We start from the raw sequence: 26614 nt of genomic DNA on the forward strand, positions 1-26614 counted from the left end.
GCAGCGGTTGTGCAGTTTTTCGGATTTCTGCGCATGACCGTCATGTATCGGTGATACCCAGAAGCTGGCACTGATGCTTTGGCTTTTCTCTGCAACACTTGGCTGGAGTTGCTGTTGTGCGACCCGGTATTTTTCAACATAACCGTCAATCTGTGATGACTCGGCCAATTGAGGGTAGAACACACAGGCTGTTTTATTTCCATTGCACATCACTGGTGAGCATATAGCCCATTCCGTAGATGGTTTTGATCAGGCGCGGGGATTTGGGGTCGTCTTCAATTTTTTTACGAATGCGCGACATGCGTACATCGATGCTGCGGTCGAAGGCTTCGTCGTGGTGTTTGAGTAGCTGGTCGCGGCTGAGGATCTGGCGCGGGTATTTCAGCAGGCGAATCAGCAGGTCCATTTCTCCGGCGCTGAGGACAAATTCTTCACCGCTGTCCTTGCGCAGTGTCAGGGTGGCGCACTCTAGCTGCCAGTCGGCAAAACAGGCCACTGAGGGAACGTCTTTGTCGGGGCCGAAGGTGGTGGTTTGCAGGCGGGCATTTTTTTCCAGCCGGCGCACAATGCTATTGGTACGGGCGACCAGTTCGCGGGGGTCGAAGGGTTTGCTGATGTAATCGTCGGCACCCAGCTCCAGGCCCAGCACCCGGTCGGGCAGGCTGTCTCGGCCAGAGAGAATCATCACGCCGACTTCTTCGCGGGTGGTGAGTTGGCGCACCAGTTCGAGACCGTCGATATCTGGCAAGCCGAGGTCAACAATACAGACCTGCGGTTGTTGCTGACGCAGTGCGCTGGTGAGTTGGGCACCGGTGCGGAAACAACGCACCTTGTGGCCGTAGCGGTTCAGCTCGCGGCTGACCAGTTCGGTGATGTCGGCGTCATCCTCGACGAGGTAAATCAGCGCCTGTTGGCTCACGTTAAACTCCTGTGTTGATGGTGCAGACGGACGCGGGCACTGGCGCGCTCCAGCGCCTGTTCCAGTTGCTGGCGATCAAACGGCTTGCGTAATAGCACCAGCATCGGGTCTTGCTGGTCAGCAGGGTCATTGCCACTGCCCGGTCTGGCGGTCGGATCATCGGTGTAACCACTCACTAGCAAGATAACCGCTGCGGGTGCCCGGCGGCGTAATGTTGCTGCCAGTTTGCGGCCGTTCATGCTACCGGGAATCATGATGTCGCTGACCATACCGGTGAGTGCGGTTGGATTGTGTTCCAGCAGGCCGTCGAGCAAGGTCTGGGCTTCGTCGCCATCGGCGGCTTCAACCACATGCTGGCCAAGGTCGGTCAACTGCTTGCGGATCACGGCCCGTACGTCGGGGTTGTCTTCTACCAGTAAATACAGTCCACCAGGAGCCAGCTCTGGCCCGCGACCACTGTCGTCGTCGCTCAGGTCAGGATTGGCCGGGGCGCTGCTGGCGGGCAGTAACAGCCGTATCATGGCACCGCCCTGAGGCGGGTTGCCAAGCTGAATATACCCGAATGACTGCTTGACGAAACCATAGACCATCGATAACCCCAGTCCGGAATTGTTGCTGCCCTGTTTGGTGCTGAAAAAGGGTTCGAACGCCTGTTCGAGTGCGGACTGGCTAAAGCCGCTGCCGGTATCAGCTACACCAATTTCAATATATCGCCCTGGTGGTACGGTTTCGTCAAAGCGCTGTTCGATTGGCCGGGTGATATCGCACAGTTTCCAGCTGTAGGTCAATGTTCCGCCGTCTTGCATGGCATCGCGGGCATTGAGGCCGAGGTTGACCAGGGCGTTTTCAAGATGGCCGGGATCGACGTTGGCCCAGGCCAGTTCCGGATGCTGCTGTGGCCGGTAGTGCAGCCGATAGGGGCCGCTAAAAGCACTGTGCAGCAGTTCCAGTACTTCTGCCATTACCGCATTGACCGAGACAATTTCCGGTTGAAGTGGCTGGCGGCGGGAAAAGGCGAGCAGCCTATGGGTAATGTCGGCTCCCCGCCGGGCTGCGCGTTCAGCCGGGCTTAGCAGTTTGTCCAGTTCCGGGTCGTTGGCGCTGTAATGCTCGCGGGCGACAATCAGGTTGCCAACAATAATCGACAGCAGGTTGTTGAAGTCGTGGGCGAGGCCGCCCGCCAGTTGTCCGACGGCGCTCATGCGCTGGGCGCGGGCATTGGTGGCGAGCAGTTCTTCGGTGCGCTGTTTGACCTGGGCGTCCAGGGTTTCGATATTGTTGCGCAGGCGTTGCACCATGGCGTCGATGCTGGAGGCCAGGATGCCGATTTCATCATCGCGCTGAATGCCGGTACGGGCGGACAGGTCACCTCCTTGTACCTTGAGTGCGGTGCTGGCGAGCTGTTCCAGTGGCCGGGTAATGCGGTTGACCAGAAAGCTGGAAATCAGCAAGGTCGCCAGCATGGTCAGTCCGGCCAGTACCATGATGCGGGAACTGAGCAGTTCGGAGCTGCTTTGCAGCTCGTCGAGGTAAACCGACGAGCAAATATACCAGTCGAAACCTTTGATGTAGCGTACCAGCGAGAGCTTGTCGTAGGCGTAGTTGCCAGGATCGTCGGGTTTGTCCCAGCGGTAGTTCAGCTCCTTGCCGGTATCAGCGACTTTCATCAGTTCCTGATTGATCGGTTGTTGCGTGATCGGGTTCTTGAGGGTGGTAAAGGTGACGCCATCAAGGTTGTCGTTGGGGTGAATCAGCATATGGCCGTTGGAGTCGAACACGTACATGTAGCCGGTTTTGGCGACCTTGATTTCCTGCAAGGCGTGTCTCAGATCGGTCAGCGCTTGTTCACGGCGCAGGCGTACTTCGGCCTCGAGGTCGTCGAGGTATACCCCGGAACCAATTACAAAACCCCATTCGGGGTAATCCCGTACAAACGATACTTTGTCGAGGCTTTCGGCCCCGGCAATGCGCGACCATTTGTAGTGGTAGTAGCCTTCGCCGTCGTGCATGGCTTGTCTCACCACGGATTCCAAAATCGGCTGGATATCGTCACCCGGTTTTATCCGGGCATCCTGGTGAAAGCGCGGATCCGGGTGCGACAGTACCTGGATGTTGTGATCCACCACCCAGATGTAGTCCTGGTTACCAAAGGTGAAATTACGCAGATAGGAAAATGCTGTTTGCCGTGCCTGTTGCAGCGGAATGCCGTTTTTTGCGGCTTCCTGAAAGTGTGAACGTAAAAAAGTTTCGGCCAAATTCACCACCAGTTTTAATTGACCTTTGTGGTTATCCAATGCCTGTTGCCGGTATTCCTCAACCCCGGCGTACATACGGTTGGCAATTTCAAATACGTTATTCAGTGCCAGGCGTGAGGAATTACGCTCTATTTCAAATACCTTCTGTTTGATCATCGGCACGGTATAAAAATACACAAAGACAAAGACCACCACCAGAATGCCGCGAATAATCAGCGATAGCTGGCGCGACAAACGCGATTTATGCGCATTGAGTAGAGCGGACGATGAGGTAGCAGGAGAGAGCGGGCGCATGGGGTAATACCGAAATAAACGGCCCCTATTGATCCAGATACAGGGCCGACTCGTCAATCACCAATCCGGGCTTATCGGTTACTGCAGGCAAGCATGTCAGCCATCCTGACAGCCATCCCGACAGCCATCCCGACAGCTATCCCGACAGCTATCCCACCAGCCATCCCACCAGCCATCCCACCAGCCATCCCGACAGTTGTCGCACGGTGGTGATGAAACATTTGGATACATTTGCGCAAAACTCGCGACACGATGTAGGGATACCTTGGCACCTGAACACCGGCTATAGGGCAAATCTATAAACGACTGCGCTCGAAATGACTGCGTTAAGAATCGCGTACTGCATTTTTAGAGACATTCTGTAGCAACTTATTCCGGTGTTATAAAAATAATATTTGCCAATTAGACCTTCGTTGAATACGCGTTAACAGCGGATGCCATAACCCGACCGATAACGATATTTCAACCTCATCGGATACGAGAAATGAACAATAACTATATTCTCGAAACACACCACCTGACCAAAGAATTCAAGGGTTTTACGGCGGTTGATGACGTGAGCCTGAATATCCGCCGTGGCCATATACATGCGCTGATTGGACCGAACGGCGCAGGTAAAACCACGGTGTTTAACCTGCTCACCAAGTACCTCATTCCGACCTCCGGGAAAATTCTGTTTAACGGCCGCGATATTACCGCCGTTGAATCGTCTGCTATTGCTCGTCAGGGACTGGTGCGGTCGTTCCAGATTTCGGCCGTCTTTCCCAATCTGACGGTGCTGGAAAATGTCCGGGTTGCCTTACAGCAACGTGAGGGCAACAGCTTTCATTTCTGGAAACCGGAGTCGGTGCTGGAGCGTTTGAATGAACGCGCCGAACAACTGCTGGAAGCCGTTGGCTTGCAGGATTTTGCCCGTGTGGTCACGGTGGATTTGTCCTATGGCCGCAAGCGCGCACTGGAGATCGCGACAACGCTGGCACTTGATCCGGAAATGTTGCTGCTGGACGAGCCGACTCAGGGTATGGGCCAGGAAGACGTCGAACGCACGGCGGATCTGATTCGTACTGTGGCGGTTAATCGCACCATTCTGATGGTGGAACATAACCTGAAAGTGGTCTCGCAGCTGGCGGATCGTATTACCGTCTTGCAGCGTGGTGCGGTACTGACGGAAGGCGACTATGCCACGGTGTCCGCCGACCCGCGCGTGCGTGAGGCTTATCTTGGTGTCGCGGCCGACAAGGAGGCTGTTGCATGAATTCGGCGACTACCCACCTCCTGAACAGCCAGACCCAGACTCATCGAGTGGGCGACGAAAAAATTCGGGTCAGTGACCTGCATGCTTTTTACGGCGAATCGCACATTCTGCATGGCGTCGACTTGTACGTAAACCAGGGCGAACTGGTCACGTTGCTGGGCCGTAATGGTGCCGGTCGTTCTACGACCCTGAGATCGATCATGAATATGGTTGGTCGCCGTACCGGCAGTGTGGTGATCAATGGCCAGGAAACCATCAAGATGCCTGCTCACCAGATCGCTTGGCTGGGGCTGGGTTTTTGCCCGGAAGAACGCGGTATTTTTTCCAGCCTGAACGTAGAAGAAAATTTGATGTTGCCACCGGACGTGCGTTCGGATGGCGTGTCTCTGGAAGAAATCTACAGCATGTTTCCCAACCTGGCGGAGCGCCGCTATAGCCAGGGAACCCGGCTCTCGGGCGGCGAACAACAAATGCTGGCGCTGGCCAGAATCATGCGCAGCGGTGCCAATATCCTGCTGCTGGATGAAATCACCGAAGGTCTGGCTCCGGTCATTGTGCAACGTCTGGCCGAGGTCTTGAACCAGCTGAAACAGCGCGGCCTGACCATTCTGCTGGTTGAGCAGAACTTCCACTTTGCCGCTCCGATTGCCGACCGTCATTACGTGATGGAGCACGGCCACATTGTCGAAGAAATCCATCAGCACGAATTGCACCAGAAGCAAAACCAACTTAATGCCCTGCTGGGCGTTTAACGCGCACAACCATCAATAACAATAAAAGAGGTTCGAATGAAATTTAACACCAACATCCCGAAAGCTGGCCTCAAAACGGCATTAAGCTGCTCTGTGGCTGCGCTGATGTCTGTTGCCGCTTTCTCTGTCCAGGCCGGTGGCTTGTCTGATAACAAGGTCAAACTGGGCGTACTGGCGGATATGAGCGGTCCATACGGTGACGTGTGCGGCAAGCACTGTGTCGATGCGGTCAATATGGCGGTAGAGGACTTTGGCGGCAGCATGTTGGGCAAGCCGATTGAGGTGGTCTCGGCTGACGACCAGAACAAGCCGGATCTGGGTTCTGCCAAGGCACGGGAATGGATCGAAAGCGAAGGTGTAGACGCCATTAATGGTCTGGTGGCCTCGTCGGTAGTGGGCGCTGTGGCCCAGGTTGCCAACGTTAACGAAAAGCCGATTCTGATTTCCGGTGCCGGTTCCAATACCTTTACCACCAAAACCTGCTCACCGTTTAACGCCCACTGGACTTACGACGTTGTGGCGTTGGCCAGGGGTACGGTGAAACCGCTGATGGATAGTGGCAAGAAAAAGTGGTTTTTTATTACCGCTGATTATGCCTTTGGACATGCGTTAGAAAAAGTCGCTACCGGTATTATTGAGACTAATGGCGGCACCGTGGTTGGTTCTGCCAGTGCGCCACTGGGCACCACTGATTATTCCTCGTTTGTTTTGCAGGCAATGTCTTCCGGTGCGGACGTGGTGGCGTTAGCCAATGCCGGTAAGGACTTTGTCAACTCGCTGAAAGGCGCGGCTGAATTTGGTCTCAGCCAACAGGCCACCATGGTGGGCTTGCTGGTGTTCTCTTCGGATACCAAGTCGATTGATGCCAGCATCATTGGTGATATGCGTCTGACCACCGGTTTCTACTGGGATCGCGATGACGAAAGCCGTGCCTGGGCCAAGCGTTTTATGGATCGTACCGGCGCCATTCCAACCATGGCACATGCCGGCGCTTATTCCTCGACACTGCATTATCTCAACGCCGTTAAAGCCACTGGTACCGATGAGGGCAAGGCAGTGATGGCACAAATGAAAGCGCTGCATCCCAATGATATTTTTGCCCGTAACGCGGTATTACGTGCCGATGGCCGCATGGTGCACGACATGTATCAGGTGCGGGTAAAAAAGGGCAACGAGCGTAAAAACCCCAATGATCTGTATGAAATCGAGAAAGTGATTCCCGGTGACGAGGCGTTTGGCGCGATGAAAGCGGAATGTAATTTCAAGGGATCAACTATTTAATCCTGCACAGCTCTGCGCGAGTGTTGCTGGATACCCGGCGGTATAGGTCGGGTATCCAGGCTGACTAACACCCGATACAAGAACAAGAACGCGGCGGCCCAGGGGCCGCCGCATTAGAGGAAGACCTTATGGTTACCTTTATGGGAATCAATTTGTTTGCCCTGTTGGGGCAGCTGCTGGTTGGCCTGATCAATGGCTCGTTTTACGCGTTGCTGGCGCTCGGGCTGGCGATTATTTTTGGCCTGCTGCGTATTATCAATTTTGCTCAAGGTGCCTTGTACATGCTGGGGGCATTTCTGGCCTGGCTGGCACTGCAGCACCTGGGCGTCAATTACTGGCTGGCACTGATACTGGTACCGCTGACCGTCGGTGTTATCGGCATGCTGATGGAGCGGTTTCTGGTGCGTCCTATTGCCGGGCAAGATCATCTCTACAGCCTGCTGCTGACTTTTGGTATTGCACTGATCCTGCAGGGGGTCTTCAGTCATCTGTTTGGCTCATCCGGGCAGTCTTACCCGGTGCCGGAAGCACTCAAGGGCGGCTATAACCTGGGCTTTATGTACCTGCCGGTGTATCGCGCCTGGATTATTCTGGTGTCTTTGTTGGTGTGTGCCGCCAGCTGGTGGGTAATTGAAAAAACCCGTCTGGGGGCCTATCTGCGTGCGGGTACTGAAAACCCGGCACTGTTGCAGGCATTCGGCGTTAACGTTCCGATGATGATTACCCTGACCTTCGGTTTTGGCGTCGGTCTTGCCGGTCTTGCAGGCGTACTGGCCGCTCCAGTGTATTCCGTCAGCCCGGATATGGGCGCGAATATTCTGATTGTGGTGTTCGCCATTGTGGTGATCGGTGGCATGGGGTCGATTGGTGGTGCCATTCTGACCGGGCTGATGATGGGCATTATCGAGGGACTGACCAAATACTTTTACCCCGAGGCGTCTACCACGGTGATCTTTATGGTCATGGTGCTGGTACTGCTGGTGAAACCTTCCGGCCTGTTCGGAAAAGAGGCCTGATATGACGACGCAAACCCGAATTGTTGCTCTGACTCAACCGCGTACTGCGGGCTTGACCCTGATTCTGACAGTGGCACTGATCATCGTCGGCCTGGCGGCTCCGATGGTGGTGTACCCGGTCTTTTTGATGAAATTTCTCTGCTTCGCACTGTTTGCTTGTGCCTTCAACCTGATGCTGGGGTTTGTTGGTATGTTGTCGTTCGGCCATGCCGCTTTTCTGGCGACTGGCGGTTACGTCACTGGTTATGCCATGACCCATTTCGGCCTGACGCCAGAGCTGGGTGTGCTGTTTGGCACATTGGCCTCGGCGGCCCTGGGCTTTGTTTTTGGCAAGCTGTCGGTGAAGCGTGAAGGTATCTATTTTGCCATGGTGACGCTGGCACTGGCGCAGCTGGTATTTTTCTTCTATTTGCAAGCCGACTTTACCGGTGGTGAAAACGGTATGCAGGGTATTCCGCGTGGCAAGTTATTTGGTCTGATCGACCTCAACGACAATCTCAACATGTATTACTTTGTGCTGGCGGTCTTCCTGATCGGCTTTTTTGTGGTGTTCCGCACCGTACATTCACCCTTTGGTCAGGTATTGAAAGCCATTCGTGAAAACGAACAACGGGCGGTATCGCTGGGCTATAACGTCGGTAGCTACAAGTTGCTGGCCTTTGTGATTTCTGCTGCCCTGGCAGGTATGGCCGGTGCCACCAAGGCGCTGGTGTTCGAACTGGAAAGCCTGACCGATGCACACTGGCACATGTCTGGCGAAGTGGTACTGATGACCTTGCTGGGCGGTATGGGAACCCTGTTTGGCCCGGTGGTGGGTGCGGCGATTGTCATCGCCATTAGTACCGTATTTTCCGGCGGGGAACTGGGCAATTATATCCATATCATCATGGGAGCCATCTTTGTGATGTGCGTGCTGTCGTTTCGTCGTGGCGTGGTTGGGGAGTTCCAACGCATGATGGCCAGAAACTTCAGCGCCAGTCGGCTTGGTAAATAAGGCCTCTTACGGGTGGTGCATCCGGTCGGACAGGAAACGATCCGGTGCACCAGAACGGGAACCAACATAAAAGCAGCAGGCAAATACGATGAACGACAATATCTACGATCAACATCTCGACGCGGCAGAGGCCAACTACCAGGCACTCAGCCCGCTGTCGTATCTGCAACGGGCGGCGTTTGTATATCCACACAGAGCCGCTGTGATCCATGGTGACGTACGCCGCAACTGGGCTGAAATCTATCGCCGTTGCAAGCAGTTGGCCAGCGCCCTCCGCAAGCGGGGGATTGGCAAGGGTGATACTGTTTCCTTGATGGCACCTAACCTGCCAGAGCACTTCGAAGCTCATTTTGGTGTGCCGATGTGTGGCGCGGTGCTGAATTCCATCAATACCCGCCTGGATGCCCCGGTCGTGGCGTTTATTCTGCAACACGCTGAGACCAAACTGCTGATTGTTGATCGTGAAATGTCGGCAGTGGTGAAAAAAGCCCTGCACATGCTGGCCAAACCGCCTGTGGTGGTCGATATCGACGATCCGGCGTTTGACGGCGGTGAACTGCTTGGCGCACTCAACTACGAGCAACTGCTGGCTGAAGGCGACGAAGACGATGCCTGGAGCGGCCCTGCCAATGAATGGGACGCCATTACTCTCAACTACACCTCCGGCACCACGGGTGACCCCAAAGGGGTGGTGTATCACCACCGGGGTGCTTACCTGAACGCCGCTTCCAACGCCCTGTCCTGGGGTATGACCGCCGACGCGACTTATCTCTGGACACTGCCGATGTTCCATTGCAATGGCTGGTGTTTCCCCTGGACCATGGCTGCCATCGGCGGTGCCAGCGTGTGCCTGCGCCATGTGCGCGGGGAAGACATTGTGCAGCTGATTGTGGCCGAGAAGGTCGATCACCTGTGTGGTGCTCCTATTGTCCTGAGTCTGATTGCGGGCGTTGATGAATCCCTGCGGGCCGGACTGGATCACAGCGTCAAGGTCATGACTGCCGGTGCACCACCTCCACCGTCGGTGCTGGAAAAAATGGAAGCCATCAACTTCGACGTGACGCACGTGTATGGCCTCACCGAAACCTACGGCCCCTGTGTGGTGTGCTGCTGGAAAGACGAATGGCAAGATCTGAGTGTCGGTGAGCGTGCCCGTCTGAAGGCTCGTCAGGGCGTTCAGGTGCCGATGCAAGAAGGCATGATGGTGGCTGATCCGGAATCCTTGCAGCCGGTTGAACAGGATGGCGAGACCATTGGCGAGATCTTCTTGCGCGGCAATATCGTGATGAAGGGCTACCTGAAAAACCCGAGTACTACCGATGCTTCATTTGCGGGTGGCTGGTTACATACCGGTGACCTGGCGGTATGGCATGAAGACGGCTACGTCGAAATCAAGGATCGCTCCAAAGACATCATTATCTCCGGTGGCGAAAATATCTCCTCCATCGAAGTGGAAGAAACGCTGTTCCGCCACCCGGATATCGAAGACGCTGCGGTCGTCGCCAAACCGGATGACAAGTGGGGCGAAATCCCCTGCGCCTTTATCAAACTGGTGGAGGGTGTGCAGGTGGATGAGCAGGAAATCATCGCCTATTGCCGCCAGAACATGGCTCACTTCAAGGCACCTAAACAGGTGATTTTTGCCACCTTGCCACGTACTTCAACTGGCAAGGTGCAAAAGTTCAAATTGCGCCAGTGGGCCAAAGACGGCGCTGCCGACCCGGAAGACGTTTCGGGCTAGCAGCCGTTTCATAGAATGTCACATGGAAGTGACAGGCAGCCCGGTTGCGCCGGACGGGCTACCACTCCCGGAGCATATCGACTTTGCGGTCACGATAACCCACTCCAGGAAGCAAACGGTAAAGAGACCCCTTCTTGCCAAACTGCTACCGGCGATTTTCCCTCACGACCAGCGCCACTCCTTGCTGGTCGTGAGGGTTTTTTAAAATATTAATAGGCCATGCGATTCACTGAATCGGTCGATGAAGATTGGCAGGAGGACTGGAAGAGGGCGTTTGCGCCCCCCGCTGTGTCAGCTAGTTGTCCGATGGCTGTCCTTGATTACCTGCCAATACGTTGCCCCAGCAGCCTCAGGTTGGCATCGATCAGTTGCGCCTGGGTGATCGGCATGTCACTGCAGTGTGCACGTTCATCAATCAGCAGCGAGGCCAGCCCGTGAATGCTGGTCCAGCAGTGTATGGCCAGTAACGTCGGATCTTCGTCAATCAGCTCGCCAGAGTTCACCCCGGCCCTGATGACCTCCAGCAGTACGTTGAATGACGCGTCACCGGCACAACGCAGGCGGTCACAATTGTCGGAAACGGGCAAATACTGGCCCAGCATCAGGCGGTATTTTTCCGGGTTGCCAAGCGCATAATCAATGTAGGCATGCCCAGAGAGATAAAGACGGTCGCTGTTGCTGGTTGCGTTAACCATCGCCGTGCGGGTGACGTCGGCCAGTTCATCAAAGGCTTGTGCGGCCAGTTCCATCAGCAGATCGTTTTTGTCGACAAAATGCCGATAGGGCGCGGTTTGTGATACTCCGATGGCACGGGCAATGGCGCGCAGACTCAGTTGATCCGGGCCTTTGCGACGTAATTCATGTACCGCAGCATCCAGCAAGGCCTGACGCAGGTTGCCGTGATGATAGTGGCTGGCGGGGGGTGCAGTGGTACTCATGCATTACTCGCGGTTTTGACTGCATTTTATAACGGTTTTTTGTGTCAGGATGGTTCCGTCGTTCCCTGAGCTACATTGTGCGATCAGGGCATTTGACAAGGTAAATAGCGGATTACTATCAGCTGTATGGGAAAAAGTAATCAGGCGATATTTTCATTACGACGATGGTTTGACCGTGCTCGGACGAGGCGTATGATCCCAGCATGTTTCGATGGAGCGGTCAAATCATGGCCGCTATTTTCACGATAAATGGAGTGACTGATATGAGCGTATTGGTAGGCAAGCAAGCCCCTGATTTTACTGTTCCTGCGGTATTGGGCGACGGTACCATCGTTGATGAATACAACTTTTCAGAAGCTACCAAGGGCAAATACGCTCTGGTGTTCTTTTACCCGCTGGATTTCACATTTGTATGCCCGTCTGAGTTGATTGCGCTGGACAAGCGTATGGCAACCTTCAGTGAGCTGGGTGTTGAAGTGATTTCTGTATCCATTGATTCTCACTTCACCCATAACGCTTGGCGTAACACTGCCATCGACAACGGTGGTATTGGCGCGGTCAAGTACACCATGGCGGCTGACGTTAGCCACGCCATCTGTAAAGCGTATGACGTTGAAACGGCTGGTGGCGTTGCCCTGCGTGGCGCATTCCTGATCGACAAGGAAGGCCTGGTACGTGCGGCCAACATCAATGACCTGCCACTGGGTCGTAACATTGATGAGCTGGTACGTCTGGTTGAAGCCTTGCAGTTTCACGCAGAGCACGGCGAAGTGTGCCCAGCGGGTTGGAGCAAGGGTGACAAGGGCATGACGGCGTCTCCTGAAGGTGTTGCCAAGTACCTGTCTGAGTCTGCTGACAGCCTGTAGTTTCTGCTGACAGTCTGCTGGCTCAAAATGCCGGTCAGTTTGCTGACCGGCATTTTTGTTTTCAGCTTGACACCTGCGGCGCTGAAAACCGGATTTTCTTGACCTGCCTCACGACAACAGCGGGAACAGTGCCGAAGTACAGGATGGCAACCACGCACGACTGAATACACTGGATTTATCGAATATTTTCCAGTCCATATCAGGAGTGTTGTTATGAAAACATCCATGCTTGCTACCGTGATCTGTGCATCGGCGTTGCTGTTGCCTGTTGTTGCATCGGCCAGTGACGACATGCAGGCCGTTCAGGGTAGCGTCGTTTTTGCCCAGAATTGCCATGCTTGCCACTCAGAAGATTCCAGCAAGAATACCTTTGGCCCAAGTCTGACCGGTGTCGTGGGTCGCAAGGCTGGTTCGCTGCCACGGTTTGCCTATTCGGAGGCGCTGCGGGCATCCGGTATTACCTGGAATGAAGACAAGCTGCGCTTGTGGGTGCAAGACAATGAGAAGCTGGTGCCTGGCACCCGGATGCGTCACGTGTCGATTACCGACAAGGCGGAGCAGGATTATCTGATTGCTTATCTGAAGACGTTGTAATGTGACACGGAGGGTATTCCCACGCTCCGAGTGGGAATACTGGCCTGCCAGGCGCGCCAATACACGGTTCTTATAGACCATGTAGGCCATGCCTATGCAGCTTTGCAGCCCGTACTCCCAATCTTTCCCTTCCCAGCTTTCTTCCCAACACCAGCCTGCCAACACCAGCCTGCCAACACCAGCCTGCCAACACCTTCCCTGAATCAGCGCCATAACTGTTGTGTGAACTCTGTCGCCCTGAATACAGGCTTGAGGCAATCGACCGGAACCTCTGGCAGGTTGCAGTATCGCACTTTGTGTATTCGGGAATACCGGGGTTGAACCCGCGTGAGTCCTGCCATTTTTATTCTGTGTGTTTACGAGGTATTTTTCTCATGTTTTCTGGTACCCGTCCTTTTGAATATAAAACTGTGGTAGCCCTGTTATTTTCAGGCATTTTCCATTTGATTGCGTTGTTACTGGTATTTCTGGCATTCAGCGATTTTTTCTCGGGCTTGTGGAACCCGGAGATCGAAATGGTCACCCACGTGATCAAATCGATCAACAATCTGATCATCGCGCTGGCGATGTATGAACTCGGTGTCGGGGTGGGTAAGGAATACACCTCCGATGTGGCTGGGGAGAGTATTTTTGTCAGCGTGCGCCGTACCATTTCCCGTTTTGTCGGCACCGTCTGTATCGCTCTGGTGCTGGAAGCGCTGATTATGATTATTAAATACAGTCAGCTGGAGCTGGCGGGCAACCTCTACTACCCAGTGGCGATTCTGGTCGCGTGTGCTTTGTTACTGGCATCACTGGGGGTATTCCTGGCGTTGACGCGCCGGGTATGCGAAGAAGATCAGCTCAGCTGCAATATTCAGCATCAATCGGCAAGCGCCACGCAGGGCAGTGCGGCAGAGAGCAGTGCAGCTGCCCAGCCAGCCAGGGCATAAATCCGCTGTCACACGGTGCCCTGTTTGAAGTGTCAAGTGTCGGAGTGTTTACTTCAGATGTATCTGCAAGCCGGTTGGCTCAAAGTTCGATCGGAAAACTCGGAGTCTTTTCGATCAGTTCTATTTTGTAGCCGTCCGGGTCTTCGACAAAAGCAATCACTGTTTTACCACCGGCCACCGGGCCCGCTTCGCGAGTTACCTTGCCTCCGCTGGCGCGAATGTTATCGCAAGCTGCGGCAGCGTCGTCTACTTCCAGTGCAATATGGCCGTAGGCATTGCCGAGGTCATATTCGCTCTGGCCCCAGTTATAGGTCAGCTCCAGCACAGCGCCTTCACTTTCTGGCTGATAACCAACGAAGGCGAGTGTGTACTGGTAATCTTTATTGTCGTGCTGACGCAACAGTTCCATACCCATCACCTGGGTATAAAAGTCGATAGAGCGTTGCAGGTCGCCTACTCGCAACATGGTGTGCAGCATTCTCATGGTGAACCTCTCTTGTTTATCCGGTTGGGTGTTCTGAACCCGTTGCCAGGCAGCCGTTCAGTCCGACGTTTTCTGTTTGTATTCGCACAGGTCTTCTATCAAGCATGAACCACAGCGCGGCTTGCGGGCAATGCAGGTATAACGACCGTGCAAAATAAGCCAGTGGTGGGCATCGAGCTGAAATTCTTTCGGTATCAGCCGTAATAGCCGTTGCTCCACTTCAACCACGTCTTTGCCCGGTGCGATACGGGTACGGTTAGATACTCTGAAAATATGGGTGTCGACTGCAATAGTTGGCTGGCCGAACGCTGTGTTCAGCACCACATTGGCGGTTTTTCTGCCAACGCCGGGCAATGCTTCGAGCGCTTCACGGGTTTGAGGCACTTGACTCTGGTGCTGATGGATCAGGATATCGCAGAGATTGATGACGTTTTTGGCCTTGCTGTTAAACAGACCAATGGTTTTGATGTATTGCTTCAGACCCTCTTCACCCAGTGCCCGCAACGTTTCTGGAGTATTGGCCACCGGATAGAGCTTGCGAGTGGCCTTATTGACCGACACATCCGTCGCTTGGGCCGACAGCAATACCGCAATCAGCAGCTCAAAAGGGGTGCTGTATTCCAGCTCGGTTTTTGGTTCGGGGTTGGCTGCTCTCAGGCGGCTGAAAATCTCGGTACGTTTTGCTTTATTCATGGAGCAATTCAGAATCAATCACAGGTCAGGGGTGGGTACTGTGCCATGACCGGCCAGCCCAGCCCAGCAGATTACGCCCCCTACGGAGAATCCCCGGCTGAGGGGCAATCAAAAAACTTCTAAAGAACTCTGAAGGTGGGCCGTTAACGACTATGAAACTGTTAGGCGGAGCACTGCCAAACACCCATCAGCGATGGTGGTGGCTCCAGATTCTCATAGGAGATAGACCATGCCCCAAATTATTAATACCAACATCGCGTCCTTGAATGCCCAGCGCAACCTGGACAAGTCACAGTCCGCGAATCAGCAGGCTCTGGAGCGTCTGTCTTCGGGTCTTCGCATTAACAGTGCGAAAGATGATGCGGCCGGTTTGGCCATTTCTACCCGTTTTACTTCCCAGATCAAGGGTCTGGGAGTGGCGGTTCGTAACGCCGGTGATGGTATCGCCCTGGCCCAGACCGCAGAAGGTGCGTTGGGTTCGGTGAACGAAAACCTGCAGCGTATTCGTGAATTGGCGGTTCAGTCGGCCAACTCGACCAACTCCGATGTCGATCGTGAGGCGTTGCAGGCAGAAGTGGATCAGCTGGTAGCGGAAATTACCCGTACTTCGGAAGAAACCGATTTTAACGGTCGTAAACTGCTGGATGGTTCTTTTTCTGCGACCTTCCAGATTGGTGCTAATGCCGGTCAAACGGTGGACGTTTCGATTGCTGAACTGACCGCCGACAAGCTCGGTGTGGGTCAGGCTAATGGCGTTAGCGCTCTGGGTAATGAAAACGGCTTGCGCAGCGGCGATCTGATTATTAATGGTACTGCGATTGATCCTTCCCGCAGCGGTGATGACACTTCATCTGTGTCGGGCCGTGAAGCGTCGGCGATTGCCAAAGTGGCCGCCATCAATGCCAAGTCGGATGAAACCGGTGTCACGGCTGAAGTGAACACTAACGTGGCGTCTGGCAGTGAGATGGTGGCGGGTCAGGCCTCCGGTACCATGACGCTGAATGGCGTGGATATCAGTTTGGCAACGGGTGGGCTGGATACCTCTGCCGACCGCGATTCAGTGATTTCTTCCATTAACGCCAAGTCTGACCAGACCGGTGTGGTGGCTACGGACGGTGGTGATGGCGGCGGTGTGACGCTGGAGGCGAAAGATGGCCGTAATATCACGGTGGATCTGGGCACTTCCGGTAACCTGACCGAAGCAGCGACTGGTCTCTCCAGTGGCACCAGCTACGGTGGTTTCACGCTGATTTCTCAGGATGGCTCTGATATCGAAGTTGAAGGTGGTCAGGGCACTGGCACCGGCGATATTCGTAACTCGGGTCTGACGGCGGGCACTTACTCCGGCCGTGCGGCTGCGATTACCAGTACGGTGACGACTTCGTCTATCTCGTCTGCTGAGTCAGCCGCTACCTTTACGACGGCGGATATGTCAATTGCCGCTGGTACGGCTGTTAATGCAACCAACAATACGTTTGAACTCAACGTCAATAACTCTGGGTTCCAGACCCTGACGCTGGATTCTAGCTACGATCCTTCTGCCAATGGTGGCACGGGCAGTGTCGGCACGTATGACAATGCCGAAGACCTGGCTTTGCACATCAATAATGCCATTGCCAACGACGCCAACTTCCAGGATGCCGATGGTAATGCCCTGGTCGCCGCATCTGCTAATGATGATGGCAGCCTGACGTTCACCACGACCGAAGTAGGGGCGGATGCCAATGTCGTTGCTCGCTCTGGCAGCGCCAATATGGATATTGCCACTGCGACATCGGAAACGTCTGGTACCGATGGCGGCAATTACGCCCAAAGCAAGATGGATTTTATTTTTGACGGCGTGAACTCTATTGCTGGTGGTAATACCGTACGTCTGGGCCTGACTGGTTCCGGTACCGGTTCGGTTGCGGCGGCTGCGGGTACTGATCTGACGCTTTCAGCTGGCACTTATACAACCGCACAATCGTTTGCTGATGAATTGAACAGCCAGATTGCGGGTAACGCATCACTGGCGGGCAAGGTTGAAGCCGCTGTTTCTGAGGATGGCAAATCCGTACTGCTGAACGCGGTACTGGCAGATACCGGCACCAACTCCATTACCGCTATTGATGTGGATGCAGCATCCACAACCGTAACCACGCTGGTGAATGAAAACGTTGAGCATCTGGCCAACGGTGATGCGGTGATTACCGACGTTGCGGCCTTTAATACCGCGACTGCGGGTGCGGCCGATACGATCGGCGTTAACGTTGATGGTGCTGGCTTGCAAGACCTCGACCTGTCTACTGCGACGGGCGGTATCGCGGCTATCACTGATGCCGATACCTTGGCAGCAGCGATTAATGAAGTCGCAGCCAACTCGCTGTCAGGCGCGGGTATTACCGCTACCGTGACCGGTGGTCAGGTGGTGATTTCTTCCAACAGTGGTGGCAGTGTGGAAATCGGCGCTGCTGCGACACCGGCTGAAACCGTGGGTGGCGCTGCGGCGGCTATTTCCGATACCACTCAGGCGGATGTTGTGGTCACGGCAGAAGCCGGTACAGCAACAACCGGTAGCTTTAATGTCGATGCTGACGGTAATTTCCTCTCGGGTGACCCGGATGGTGCTGGCACCGATTATGACGCGTCGGCTGCTCCGCTGGTGGTCTCTGCCGGTGAAAATGACACGTTCTCGGTGGCGATTGATGGCGCTGCGGCGCAGGACGTCACCATTGCAGCGGGCAGCTATAACAGTCTGAGTGAGCTGGCGACGGCTATTGACTCCGGCTATGCCGATGCGGCCAGTACGATTGAAGTGGCAGATCTGAGCGGTACGGTTGCCAGTGATTATGACTTTGCGACCGGTGGTGCAACCGATGACCTGGCGATTGCTATCAGCCTGGATGGCGGTGCTGCCCAGACCATTACGATCAATAGCGATCATGAAGGCGCTGATGTTGCAGAATCCCAGGCCAACTTGCTGACCGATCTGCAAAGCCAGCTGGATACCGCGTTTGGTACTGGCAAGGTGCTGGCAGAGATCAACAACGACAAGTTGGAAATCAGCCGGGTGGGTGGCCAGGATGCTGGTAGTGTCGCTCTGACTATTGCCGACACCGGGGTAGGTGACGCTGGTGCGATTACCACAACGGCTTCAGGTACTACAGTACCGGCGATGACAGTGGGTGTATCGGCAGACAATAGCAGCCTGGTGTTCACCTCTGGTAGTACTGGTGCCAGTTCCGAAGTGGATGTCACTAACGGCACGTTTGCTATCGAAGGTGGTTTTGTCTCTGGCAGTGAAGTCACCCAGGCGGTGACGCCAAACGCTATGGAAAACGGCGATCTGGTGATTAACGGTACGTCTATTCAGGGTGCCAATGCCAGGGATGATACTGCCTCCGATACTGTCGCCTTGACCAGTGATGCCGCTGCCGGTGGTATCGCCGTAGCCGCTGCGATCAACAAGTCGAGCGCAGAAACCGGGGTGACCGCTGAAGTGAATGCCACCACGATGAACGGTGGTGGTGATACCAGTCTGCTGGACAAAGCGGCTGCCGGATCGACCGGTACGGTGATAATCAATAACGTCGAAACCACGGCGATCAATCTGACCGGTGATGAAGGACGTGACCGTCAAACCGCGATCGATGCAATCAACTCGGTATCCGGTCAGACCGGTGTGATGGCGGAAGATAACGGTGAGTCGATCACCCTGACCGCTGCCGATGGCCGTAACATTTCGGTGGCCATCGACAACAAGGCATCCACTAACGCAGCGGCGGGTTTTGATTCCAGCAACTTTGGTAACGCCATTGGTTTAAGCGCCGATGAAGCCGGAGTGGGTGAAGCGGATCTGTCGGGTACCTCCTCGACCTACGCGAATACTGCCGGCACGACCTATTCAACCGTAACGCTGACTTCAGCCAGTGCGATTGAAGTCAGTAATGGTGAGAACGGTGCTGATGAGCTGTCGGCTCTGGGCTTGCAAGCGGGCACGTACGGCGGTGGTGAAGATGGCCAGTATCTGAAAGATATCGACATCTCGACCTTCGAAGGCGCTCAGTCGGCGATCAAGTCAGTCGACAATGCGATCGAACAGGTGGCTTCCCAGCGTGCTGATCTCGGTGCGATCCAGAACCGTCTGGAATCCACCGTGAGTAACTTGCAAGTGACCTCGGAAAACCTGAATGCGGCCAACTCGCGGATTCAGGATGCAGACTTTGCGGCAGAAACAGCCGAGATGTCTCGCACCCAGGTGCTGCAGCAGGCAGGTATTTCCGTTCTGGCTCAGGCGAACGCTGCAGGTCAGCAAGTTCTGTCTCTGCTGGGTTAACCCACAGACGTGGTGGCCTGACGGCCACCACTGATCGTTTCAAGACCGTGAGGTGAACCACATGAGCGACATTAACGTGAATTCAACCACCAGAATCCCTACCAACGTTGCCACCATGTATCGTGACAACAACGGCCAGAGTCCACTGGGTACAACCGGAACCGGCAAAGACTTGCCAGCCGCTGGCAACAAGGGGCAGTCAAGCGCCGTTCCTGACCAGCAGCAGGTGCAAGAAGCCATCTCTCGTATTAACGAATACGTGCAGCAATCGGAACGGACACTGGACTTTCAACTGGATGAAAGCAGCGGCGAGACTATTATTCGGGTTTACGACAAGCAGTCCGAAGAACTGATTCGCCAGATTCCCAGTGAACTGGCCCTTGAACTGGCGCAAAAATTGAATGATGAGGAACCATCGTTATTGTTCAGTGCCCAGGTCTAGGCGACAAACAGGATCCGGGATTCCCCGGCTCAAGAAAAACCCGCACTGACCGATAACGTCAGTGTGGGTTTTTTTATGAGTGGTCGAATATGGCCAGCGGGAGTTACTGATGGCATCTATTGAGTCGCTGGGCCTGGGATCTGGCGTGTTGACCACCGAGCTGGTGGAAAACATTATCAATGCCGAGCGCGAGGCCGCGGATCTGAGGCTGGATTCAAAACAGCAGTTGGTAGAAGCCAAAATTACCGCTTATGGCGAAATACAGTCGCAGCTTTCAACGCTTGATTCCGCTGTGAGCAAGCTGGCCAGTCCGTCGTTGGCGAATGCCACTGTGGCGACGTCTTCCAACGAGGATATTCTTACCGCGACCACTTCCAGCGTGGCCGAACCTGGTAGCTATACCATTGAGGTACTCAATACCGCCAGAGCTCATTCTCTGGCCAGTGACCGTTACACCAGTTTTGATGAAATCGTTGGCACTGGCAAACTGGTCTTCACCTTTGGTGAAAACAGCTACGACACCGATGGCAACCTGACCGGACAGGATGTGAACCCGGACAAACCCGGTACGACCATTTCGATCGACAATTCCAATCGCACCCTGAGTGGCATTCGTGATGCCATTAACAGCGCCGATATGGGTGTGACGGCATCTATTATCAACGACGGCAGTGGTTACCGCCTGCTGATGACCTCGGCCGACACCGGTAAAGAGCAAGCCATGCGGATTCAAGCGCTGGACAGCTCCGGGGCCGAGTTAACCACAGGTTTGTCGGCGTTAGCGTTTAATGCTTCCCAGGGCGCCTATTCGTCCCTGGAAGAAACCAGCACCGGACAAGACGCTCAGCTACGGGTCAATGGCCTGAATATTACCCGCAGCAGCAACGCCGTGGATGAAGTGGTGAAGGGCGTTACGCTGAATCTGCAAAATGCCGATGTCGGCAATACGGTGACGGTGACGGTGGCCGCAGATGTGGAGCAGCTATCAGAAAACCTTCAGGCATTTGTCGATGCCTATAATACCTTCAAGCAGTTCAGCGACGAGCTCAGCACCTACGATTCGGCCAACGAACAGGCCGGGTTGTTGCTGGGAGACTCCACCATACGCTCGATCCAGTATCAGGTACGGTCACTGATCAGCCAACCGATTGCCGGGTTGTCGGGGTCTGCTTTCCGCTCGTTGACGGAACTCGGGGTCAATACCGATCAGGACAACGATTATTTGCTCTATTTTGATCAAACCACGTTTAACGAGGCGATCACGTCCGACCGCCGTGCCGTTGCCAGTATTCTGGCCAAGTCGGGTCTGACCACCGACAGTCAGGTAACTTACGTCAACGACTCGATCAATACTCAACCAGGCAGCTACGATGTCCATGTCACCCAGCTGGCCACCCAGGCAATGTATCAGGGCGGCCGTGTCGCGGGTCTGGATTTCAGTACTGCGGTGTCGATTGATGACAGCAACGACAACTTCACCATTCGGGTGAACGGCACCACGGCCCAGGTGCAACTGACTCATGGCAACTACGACAGTGGCGACGCCCTGGCAAAAGAGCTGGCATTACAAATTAACAGCGCAGAAAACATCGCCAACAGCGGCTTTTCTGTCTCTGTGGATCACAATGCCAGCGATCCGTCGTTCAGTATTACCTCCAACAAATATGGCGCGTCGTCCCAGGTGTATTTCACCAGTGTGGATAACAACACTGCCAATACACTTGGCTTTAACACCCTGAATGCCGGTACTTACAAAGGCGTTGAGCTGACGACCCTGAATGCTTCGGCCTTTAATGGTCGCGGTGCTTCGACATTGGCGGGCAATCGTCCGGTGGCAGACAACAATGGTATTGATTTCGCCAGCAGCAATGCGACTTTTTCGTTGGCGCTGGAGGGTGCCGCAGCGGTAGCGATTACTGTTAGCCAGTCGGCGTCCGGTAAGGATCTGAACAGCGACGGCGTCTATGGTGACCGTCAAGACACCTTGCAGGCGATTCAGAGTGCTATCGACAGTTCCGCCCTGAGTGGCCAGGTGACCGCCGCGTTTGATGACAGTGGTTATCTGACGTTTACCACCAGTGCCACCGGCAGCAGCCATTTGATCGAAATCACGGCGGTGGGCAGTAACAGCTCAGATACGGTGTTGGGCTTGAGTGCCGCCGATGGCGTGCAAAGCAATGGCAAAAATCCGGGTGTGACGTTTGCCGAGCCGGTGGACTTCCGGGTCAAGGTGAACGATACCCTTGGCGATACATTGGTCAGTGTACCGGCAGGCACCTACCTGAACGGCGAGGATCTGGCCGCGCAAGTACAGGCCAGCATCAACAGCAGTGTGAGTGCCGATACCAATTTATCGGCCCTGGTCAGCGGAGCCGATACCAGCACCGGTAGTCGGGATATCAGCAGCGTGATTGATTTTGCCGCTGCGGCGTCTGGTTTTCGTCTTAATGTGGCGGGTAACGAGCAGGAAATTATCATCAACAGCAGCAGTGGCGATAACCTGGCGGATATCCAGACGGCGCTGGATACTGCCTATGGTAGCGGCGTGGTCAGCGCCAGCCTCGGTGGCAGCGGGCTGAAGCTGGTTACCGTTGTCGCTGGTCATGAGCAGTATCTGGAAGTCATGACCGATGGCCGGGGAGCACAGACCTCTGCCTTTGCCGATATCAGCAGCGGCATTGATTTCAGTGCCAGTAACGCCAGTTTTACCCTTACCGTCGATGGTACCGAGCTCCAGGTTAATGTGACGGAAGACGGCACTGGCGGCAGTAACGACTCCGCTTCCAATCTGGCCGTTATTCAACAGGCGGTAGACGAAGCGCTGGTGGATTCAGGCACTTTGGCGGCGGGGGATGTACAGGCAAAGGTGAATGACAGTGGCCAGCTTTACTTTGAGACCGCCAGTAAAAATGGCATCAAAACAGCGGCGACTTTTGGGGCCAGTGCCAGTATTCAGGTGTCCAATCTTGGTGGTAACGCGGCAACCACTCTGGGTATGAGCGATGAAACCTCGCATACCGGCTACGACGGTATGGGCCTGACGGCAGGTGAGCGCCGTTTCGGGTTTGATCTGGATACCTCGGTCGAGTATCGCTACGACGCTGACAACGAGCTGGGGTCATTACACATCACCATTGGCGGGCAGGGTACAGCGATTGGCTTTACTGATCTGGACAGCACTGCGATTTCGTTCCTCGGCTTGCAGGACGTCAGCCTGTATGCCGAAGCGATTCCGGTCGGTAAAGACATTGCCGGCACGATTAATGGCGTAGAAGCAACAGGCTCCGGGCAATTTCTCAAGGCGGTGGATGGCAATACCCCCGCCAAACCGGGTTACTACATTGGCAGCCAGGCGGCCGATTTTTCCTCGCCGGTGACACTCGATGACAGTAATAACCGCTTCAGCATCAATGTTGATGGTGTGGAAGCCGAAGTGGCCCTGGCTCAACCAGCGACTTACATCAGCGGTTCGGCGCTGGCCAGCGCGGTGCAAACGGCGATTAATGGCACCGATGCCTTTAAGAGTGCCGATATCAGCGTCAATGTTGAATACACCGGCGATGCCACTTCATTTGCCTACGGCAAGTTGGGCATTGTGTCCAGCAGCAGCGGCAAGGATTCCCAGGTCACCATGACCAGTGTCAGCAGCGCCGCAACGGCGGTCTTCGGTTTTGTTAAAGGCAAGGGTGACGGCGAGGCAGGTACCGACGCCCAGGGGAATGTGGATGATGCATCCGGCCTGCGGTTAAAAATCACTGGCGGTGAGATCGGCGCTCGCGGCACAGTGACTTATGTGTCCGGCTTTGCCGACCAGTTGTCTGACCTGCTCGACTCCGTTTTGACCGGCAGCAACAGCGTCATCAAAAACAAGCTGGCATCGCTGGATGGTGATCAGGAAGTCATCGACCTGCAGCGGGAAAAACTGGATGCCCGGATTGCCGCTCAGGAAGCGCGATTAAAATCCCAGTTTTTATATAATGACTCGATTATTCAGACCCTTAACACCACGCTCGACTACATTCAGCAGCAGTTTGACGCGCTGAACAATGCCAACAGCAAGTAGAATATATAGCGGAAGATGACATTCAGAAGAAAAACAGTACCGTTGGGCTGGTGTAGCGGAACCATGTCACGCTTTATCGGCAATGGAGTGGTTCCGCTCTGACACAAAAACTACAATCCGCGCTGTAACAAAAAAGCAACCACCCACGGAAATGGCAATGACAAACGACAATAAAATGCTCGTTGAGCAGTTTATACATAATGCCTGGGGAAAGGGTCGATTTAATCTGGTGAAGCAAATGGTGAGCAGGGATTTTCTCTACCATGCGTCCCAGTCCCTTGAAACCAACGACATCGATGGTTTTATCAAAGAGGTCGATGGCCTTCACAGTGCGATTACTGATTTTGATCTCGCGATAGAAGACATTATGACCGATGGTGACCGCGCTATCAGCGTGATGACCTTGTGCGGCAGCTTTATCAAGCCGGTGTTTGGATTTCAGCCTAATCAAAAACTGGTCGGAATTACCTGCGCCATCACCTGGACACTGCAACGTGGCAAGGTGCGTCACATCAACCTGATGATCGACATCGCCCATCTGCAACGGCAGCTGGCAGCCGCCTGAATGCCAGACTTCTGATCCAGGGTCGACTCGACTGGCTGGTTCCCGGATCGGATTCAGCTTTACTCTGTTACCTCTTTGGCCTAACACTTCGCTCTTGTTGAATTCGCAGGCATTCTTCTGCGTTCATTGTTTGGCTATCCCGCACGAGGTACATACTGATGGTACATGAACAACCGAATAACCCACTGCATGGCTTGACTCTGGAAAGCATACTGAAGCGTTTGGTTGAACATTATGGCTGGCCGGGGTTAGCTCAGGAAATCAACCTGAATTGTTTCAAGAGCGATCCGTCGATCAAATCGTCGTTGAAGTTTTTACGCAAAACCGAATGGGCACGCAACAAGGTCGAAGCGCTGTATCTTGCTACTTTTTAATCCGGTTTCCGGTTAACCGGTATTGAACTTAACTGGATTGAACTGGCGATTAACCGTCGATTGCAGGCAAGATAACACTGGTGGGGCTGGCTCAAACGACAACGATTTTTACTGGGCGAAATACTCCAGCGCTACCCGGTAACCCAATGTCCCCATTCCGGCAATGACGGCTTCAGCACGCAAGGATACATAGGAGTGGTGACGGAAGGACTCGCGTTTGTGGACGTTGGAAATATGCACTTCGACCACGGCGGACTCAAACGTATTCAGGGCATCCAGTATGGCGACCGAGGTATGGGTATAAGCTGCCGGGTTGATAATAATGCCCTGGGCGTGGTCGCGGGCGGCATGAATCTGGTCGATAATCTCGCCTTCATGGTTACTCTGAAAAAATTCGATCGTCAGATCCAGTTCGGTGCCGCGCTGACGCATCTTGTCTTCAACATCCTGCAGGGTTTCGTCGCCGTAGATCTCCGGTTGACGCTTGCCCAGCAGGTTCAGGTTCGGGCCATTCAGAACGTAAATCAGTTTGCTCATGGTTGTATCCGTAAATGTCTTGGCAGGATCAATGCTCGGTTAAGGATGCCAGTTTACCGGATACCGGTCTGCTGCAGGTAAACAAAACGGCTGTCGTATGCTGCTGGAACCCGGGTCAGGTTGATCACTTCACTGAAGTTACACTGCGATAACGAGTGAAAAAATCAACGCTGGCAAAGCTACCGAGGTAATCAGTCGTCCCAGCGTTGGTATTTCATGTGCTTTGATTACACCACGGCGGACGATCAGAAAGCCGATAGCAATCAGAATAAATATCGGCGTAGTGACTGACAAAACTGCCAGCATAATGGGCTTTCTCCCGGCCGGGTTATAACAGCAGTAGCAGCACGGCGGTGAGGGTAAAAAACGACGCGACTGTGGTAATCAGCAAGCTGCTGGCACAGAAGTTACGCATGCCGTAATTACTGCCGATAATCGGGAATATGGCAGCCATAGGTAAGGCAGCGTAAACGATGGTCAGGGTTTGCAACGTCGGATCAAAGTCTGGCCAAGCCATCAATACCAGCACTACCGCGAGCGGGTGGATAACCAGTTTGATGGTACTGACCAGGCTGATGTCGCGCCAGCTACCCCGTATCGGGTTGCCGACGAGGGAGCCACCAATGACCAGCAAGGCGATGGCCGCTGCTGCGTTACCCAGCAGCGTCAGAGTTCGCGCTGCGGCCTGTGGCAGTTCCAGTCCGGATACCGACACCAACAGGCCAAAAAAGATGGCGATCAGTACTGGGTTTTTGGCCAGACGTTGGGCGATGCCAGCCAGAATCACCGTAATGGCCACGGTTTCCTGGTGGCGCTCCTTGCTGCTGCCGAGCTCTGCCAGCACCAGCATGGCAGGCAGAATCACGATATTCTCGACCATCACCGCAAAGGCAAAGGTATGCCCCCATTCTTCGCCAAATGCTTGTACTACCACCGGATAGCCAATAAAAATGCTGTTTGGCATCGAACATCCCAACGTTTTTATCGCACTTTCAGATAAGCCATTACGGAAAATGCCGCGAAACAGCAACAGGGCGACGATCTGGGCCAGCAAGGCCCCAACGGCGTAAACACCAAGAAAATCCCAGGCCAGTACCTTGGAAAAATCCAGCCGTGCTACGGTGGCGAAGGTTAATGCCGGAATCAGGCAGAACAGCACCAGTTTGGATAATACCGGCAGCGTATCCTTGGGCATGAAGCGGCTGTGTACCAGGTAAAAACCCAAGCCAATCACGGCAAAAATAGGAATGATAATAGAAAGAATGGGCAGCATCTGGGGCGAATCCTGGCAAATGATTATTGTT

General features: G+C 54.4%; 22 protein-coding genes. 14 read left to right on the forward strand and 8 right to left on the reverse strand.

Going from position 1 to position 26614, the window contains the following annotated elements; translation table 11 throughout:
• Positions 1 to 193: 193 nt before the first annotated feature.
• Both WG929_RS15335 and WG929_RS15340 read right to left on the reverse strand, forming a co-directional pair.
• Entirely contained in the window at positions 194 to 919 is a 726-nt protein-coding gene (locus tag WG929_RS15335) for a response regulator transcription factor (RefSeq protein WP_369857335.1), read from the reverse strand.
• Positions 916 to 3468 (reverse strand): cache domain-containing protein, encoded by a 2553-nt coding sequence (locus tag WG929_RS15340; RefSeq protein ID WP_416206776.1) that lies wholly within the window; start codon positions 3466 to 3468, stop codon positions 916 to 918. Before WG929_RS15340 ends, WG929_RS15335 begins: the two co-directional genes overlap by 4 nt.
• Positions 3469 to 3952: 484 nt before the next feature.
• Between WG929_RS15340 and WG929_RS15350 the strand changes: the two genes are divergently transcribed.
• The 6 genes from WG929_RS15350 to WG929_RS15375 all read left to right on the forward strand — a co-directional run bounded on the left by WG929_RS15350 (position 3953) and on the right by WG929_RS15375 (position 10507).
• Positions 3953 to 4723 (forward strand): ABC transporter ATP-binding protein, encoded by a 771-nt coding sequence (locus tag WG929_RS15350; RefSeq protein ID WP_416206777.1) that lies wholly within the window; start codon positions 3953 to 3955, stop codon positions 4721 to 4723.
• Positions 4720 to 5475 (forward strand): ABC transporter ATP-binding protein, encoded by a 756-nt coding sequence (locus tag WG929_RS15355; RefSeq protein ID WP_416206778.1) that lies wholly within the window; start codon positions 4720 to 4722, stop codon positions 5473 to 5475. Before WG929_RS15350 ends, WG929_RS15355 begins: the two co-directional genes overlap by 4 nt.
• 36 nt (positions 5476 to 5511) lie before the next feature.
• Positions 5512 to 6756, forward strand: coding sequence for an ABC transporter substrate-binding protein (locus WG929_RS15360; RefSeq protein ID WP_416206779.1), 1245 nt, complete (start codon positions 5512 to 5514; stop codon positions 6754 to 6756).
• A gap of 128 nt (positions 6757 to 6884) precedes the next feature.
• A complete protein-coding gene (locus WG929_RS15365) occupies positions 6885 to 7772 on the forward strand; it encodes a branched-chain amino acid ABC transporter permease (protein ID WP_369857340.1) in 888 nt (295 codons plus the stop codon).
• A gap of 103 nt (positions 7773 to 7875) precedes the next feature.
• On the forward strand, positions 7876 to 8766 hold the full coding sequence (locus tag WG929_RS15370; protein ID WP_369858040.1) for a branched-chain amino acid ABC transporter permease: 891 nt from the start codon (positions 7876 to 7878) through the stop codon (positions 8764 to 8766).
• A gap of 88 nt (positions 8767 to 8854) precedes the next feature.
• On the forward strand, positions 8855 to 10507 hold the full coding sequence (locus tag WG929_RS15375; RefSeq protein ID WP_416206780.1) for an acyl-CoA synthetase: 1653 nt from the start codon (positions 8855 to 8857) through the stop codon (positions 10505 to 10507).
• A gap of 320 nt (positions 10508 to 10827) precedes the next feature.
• Here WG929_RS15375 and WG929_RS15380 read toward each other — a convergent pair whose 3' ends face one another.
• Positions 10828 to 11445: a TetR/AcrR family transcriptional regulator gene (locus tag WG929_RS15380; protein ID WP_416206781.1), complete on the reverse strand. Its 618-nt coding sequence runs from the start codon at positions 11443 to 11445 to the stop codon at positions 10828 to 10830.
• Between the two features lie 263 nt (positions 11446 to 11708).
• Here WG929_RS15380 and WG929_RS15385 point away from each other — a divergent pair, with 263 nt between their 5' ends.
• The 3 genes from WG929_RS15385 to WG929_RS15395 all read left to right on the forward strand — a co-directional run bounded on the left by WG929_RS15385 (position 11709) and on the right by WG929_RS15395 (position 13837).
• Positions 11709 to 12311 carry a peroxiredoxin gene (locus tag WG929_RS15385; RefSeq protein ID WP_369857343.1) on the forward strand — a complete coding sequence of 201 codons (603 nt, stop codon included), beginning with the start codon at positions 11709 to 11711 and terminating at the stop codon, positions 12309 to 12311.
• 213 nt (positions 12312 to 12524) lie between these two features.
• The gene (locus WG929_RS15390; protein ID WP_416206782.1) at positions 12525 to 12905 is read left to right on the forward strand and encodes a c-type cytochrome; all 381 of its coding nucleotides are present in this window, start codon (positions 12525 to 12527) and stop codon (positions 12903 to 12905) included.
• 374 nt (positions 12906 to 13279) lie between these two features.
• Positions 13280 to 13837, forward strand: a complete 558-nt coding sequence (locus WG929_RS15395) for a hypothetical protein (RefSeq protein ID WP_416206783.1) — start codon at positions 13280 to 13282, stop codon at positions 13835 to 13837.
• Positions 13838 to 13916: 79 nt separating this feature from the next.
• Here the strand turns inward: WG929_RS15395 and gloA are convergent, their stop codons facing one another.
• Both gloA and nth read right to left on the reverse strand, forming a co-directional pair.
• A complete protein-coding gene (gene gloA / locus WG929_RS15400; protein ID WP_416206784.1) occupies positions 13917 to 14321 on the reverse strand; it encodes a lactoylglutathione lyase in 405 nt (134 codons plus the stop codon).
• 57 nt (positions 14322 to 14378) lie between these two features.
• On the reverse strand, positions 14379 to 15014 hold the full coding sequence (gene nth, locus WG929_RS15405) for an endonuclease III (protein WP_416206785.1): 636 nt from the start codon (positions 15012 to 15014) through the stop codon (positions 14379 to 14381).
• A gap of 229 nt (positions 15015 to 15243) precedes the next feature.
• On the opposite strand from nth, the gene WG929_RS15410 reads away from it, so the two are divergent.
• The 5 genes from WG929_RS15410 (at position 15244) to WG929_RS15430 (ending at position 24773) form a co-directional block, all read left to right on the forward strand.
• Positions 15244 to 19329, forward strand: a complete 4086-nt coding sequence (locus WG929_RS15410) for a flagellin N-terminal helical domain-containing protein (protein ID WP_416206786.1) — start codon at positions 15244 to 15246, stop codon at positions 19327 to 19329.
• 61 nt (positions 19330 to 19390) lie between these two features.
• Entirely contained in the window at positions 19391 to 19771 is a 381-nt protein-coding gene (locus WG929_RS15415; protein WP_416206787.1) for a flagellar protein FlaG, read from the forward strand.
• Between the two features lie 109 nt (positions 19772 to 19880).
• Positions 19881 to 23834 (forward strand): flagellar filament capping protein FliD, encoded by a 3954-nt coding sequence (gene fliD, locus WG929_RS15420; RefSeq protein WP_416206788.1) that lies wholly within the window; start codon positions 19881 to 19883, stop codon positions 23832 to 23834.
• A 157-nt stretch (positions 23835 to 23991) separates the two neighbouring features.
• The gene (locus WG929_RS15425) at positions 23992 to 24399 is read left to right on the forward strand and encodes an ester cyclase (RefSeq protein WP_369857351.1); all 408 of its coding nucleotides are present in this window, start codon (positions 23992 to 23994) and stop codon (positions 24397 to 24399) included.
• Positions 24400 to 24557: 158 nt separating this feature from the next.
• On the forward strand, positions 24558 to 24773 hold the full coding sequence (locus WG929_RS15430) for a VF530 family protein (protein WP_416206789.1): 216 nt from the start codon (positions 24558 to 24560) through the stop codon (positions 24771 to 24773).
• 108 nt (positions 24774 to 24881) lie between these two features.
• Here the strand turns inward: WG929_RS15430 and aroQ are convergent, their stop codons facing one another.
• The 3 genes from aroQ to WG929_RS15445 form a co-directional block, all read right to left on the reverse strand.
• Positions 24882 to 25310 (reverse strand): type II 3-dehydroquinate dehydratase, encoded by a 429-nt coding sequence (aroQ, locus tag WG929_RS15435; RefSeq protein WP_416206790.1) that lies wholly within the window; start codon positions 25308 to 25310, stop codon positions 24882 to 24884.
• Positions 25311 to 25448: 138 nt separating this feature from the next.
• A complete protein-coding gene (locus WG929_RS15440; RefSeq protein ID WP_369857354.1) occupies positions 25449 to 25616 on the reverse strand; it encodes a hypothetical protein in 168 nt (55 codons plus the stop codon).
• Between the two features lie 22 nt (positions 25617 to 25638).
• On the reverse strand, positions 25639 to 26583 hold the full coding sequence (locus tag WG929_RS15445; protein WP_369857355.1) for an AEC family transporter: 945 nt from the start codon (positions 26581 to 26583) through the stop codon (positions 25639 to 25641).
• Between the last annotated feature and the right edge of the window lie 31 nt (positions 26584 to 26614).

Origin of the sequence: Oceanobacter antarcticus (genome assembly GCF_044962685.1) — a bacterium.
Classification (GTDB): Bacteria; Pseudomonadota; Gammaproteobacteria; order Pseudomonadales; family Oceanobacteraceae; genus Oceanobacter; species Oceanobacter antarcticus.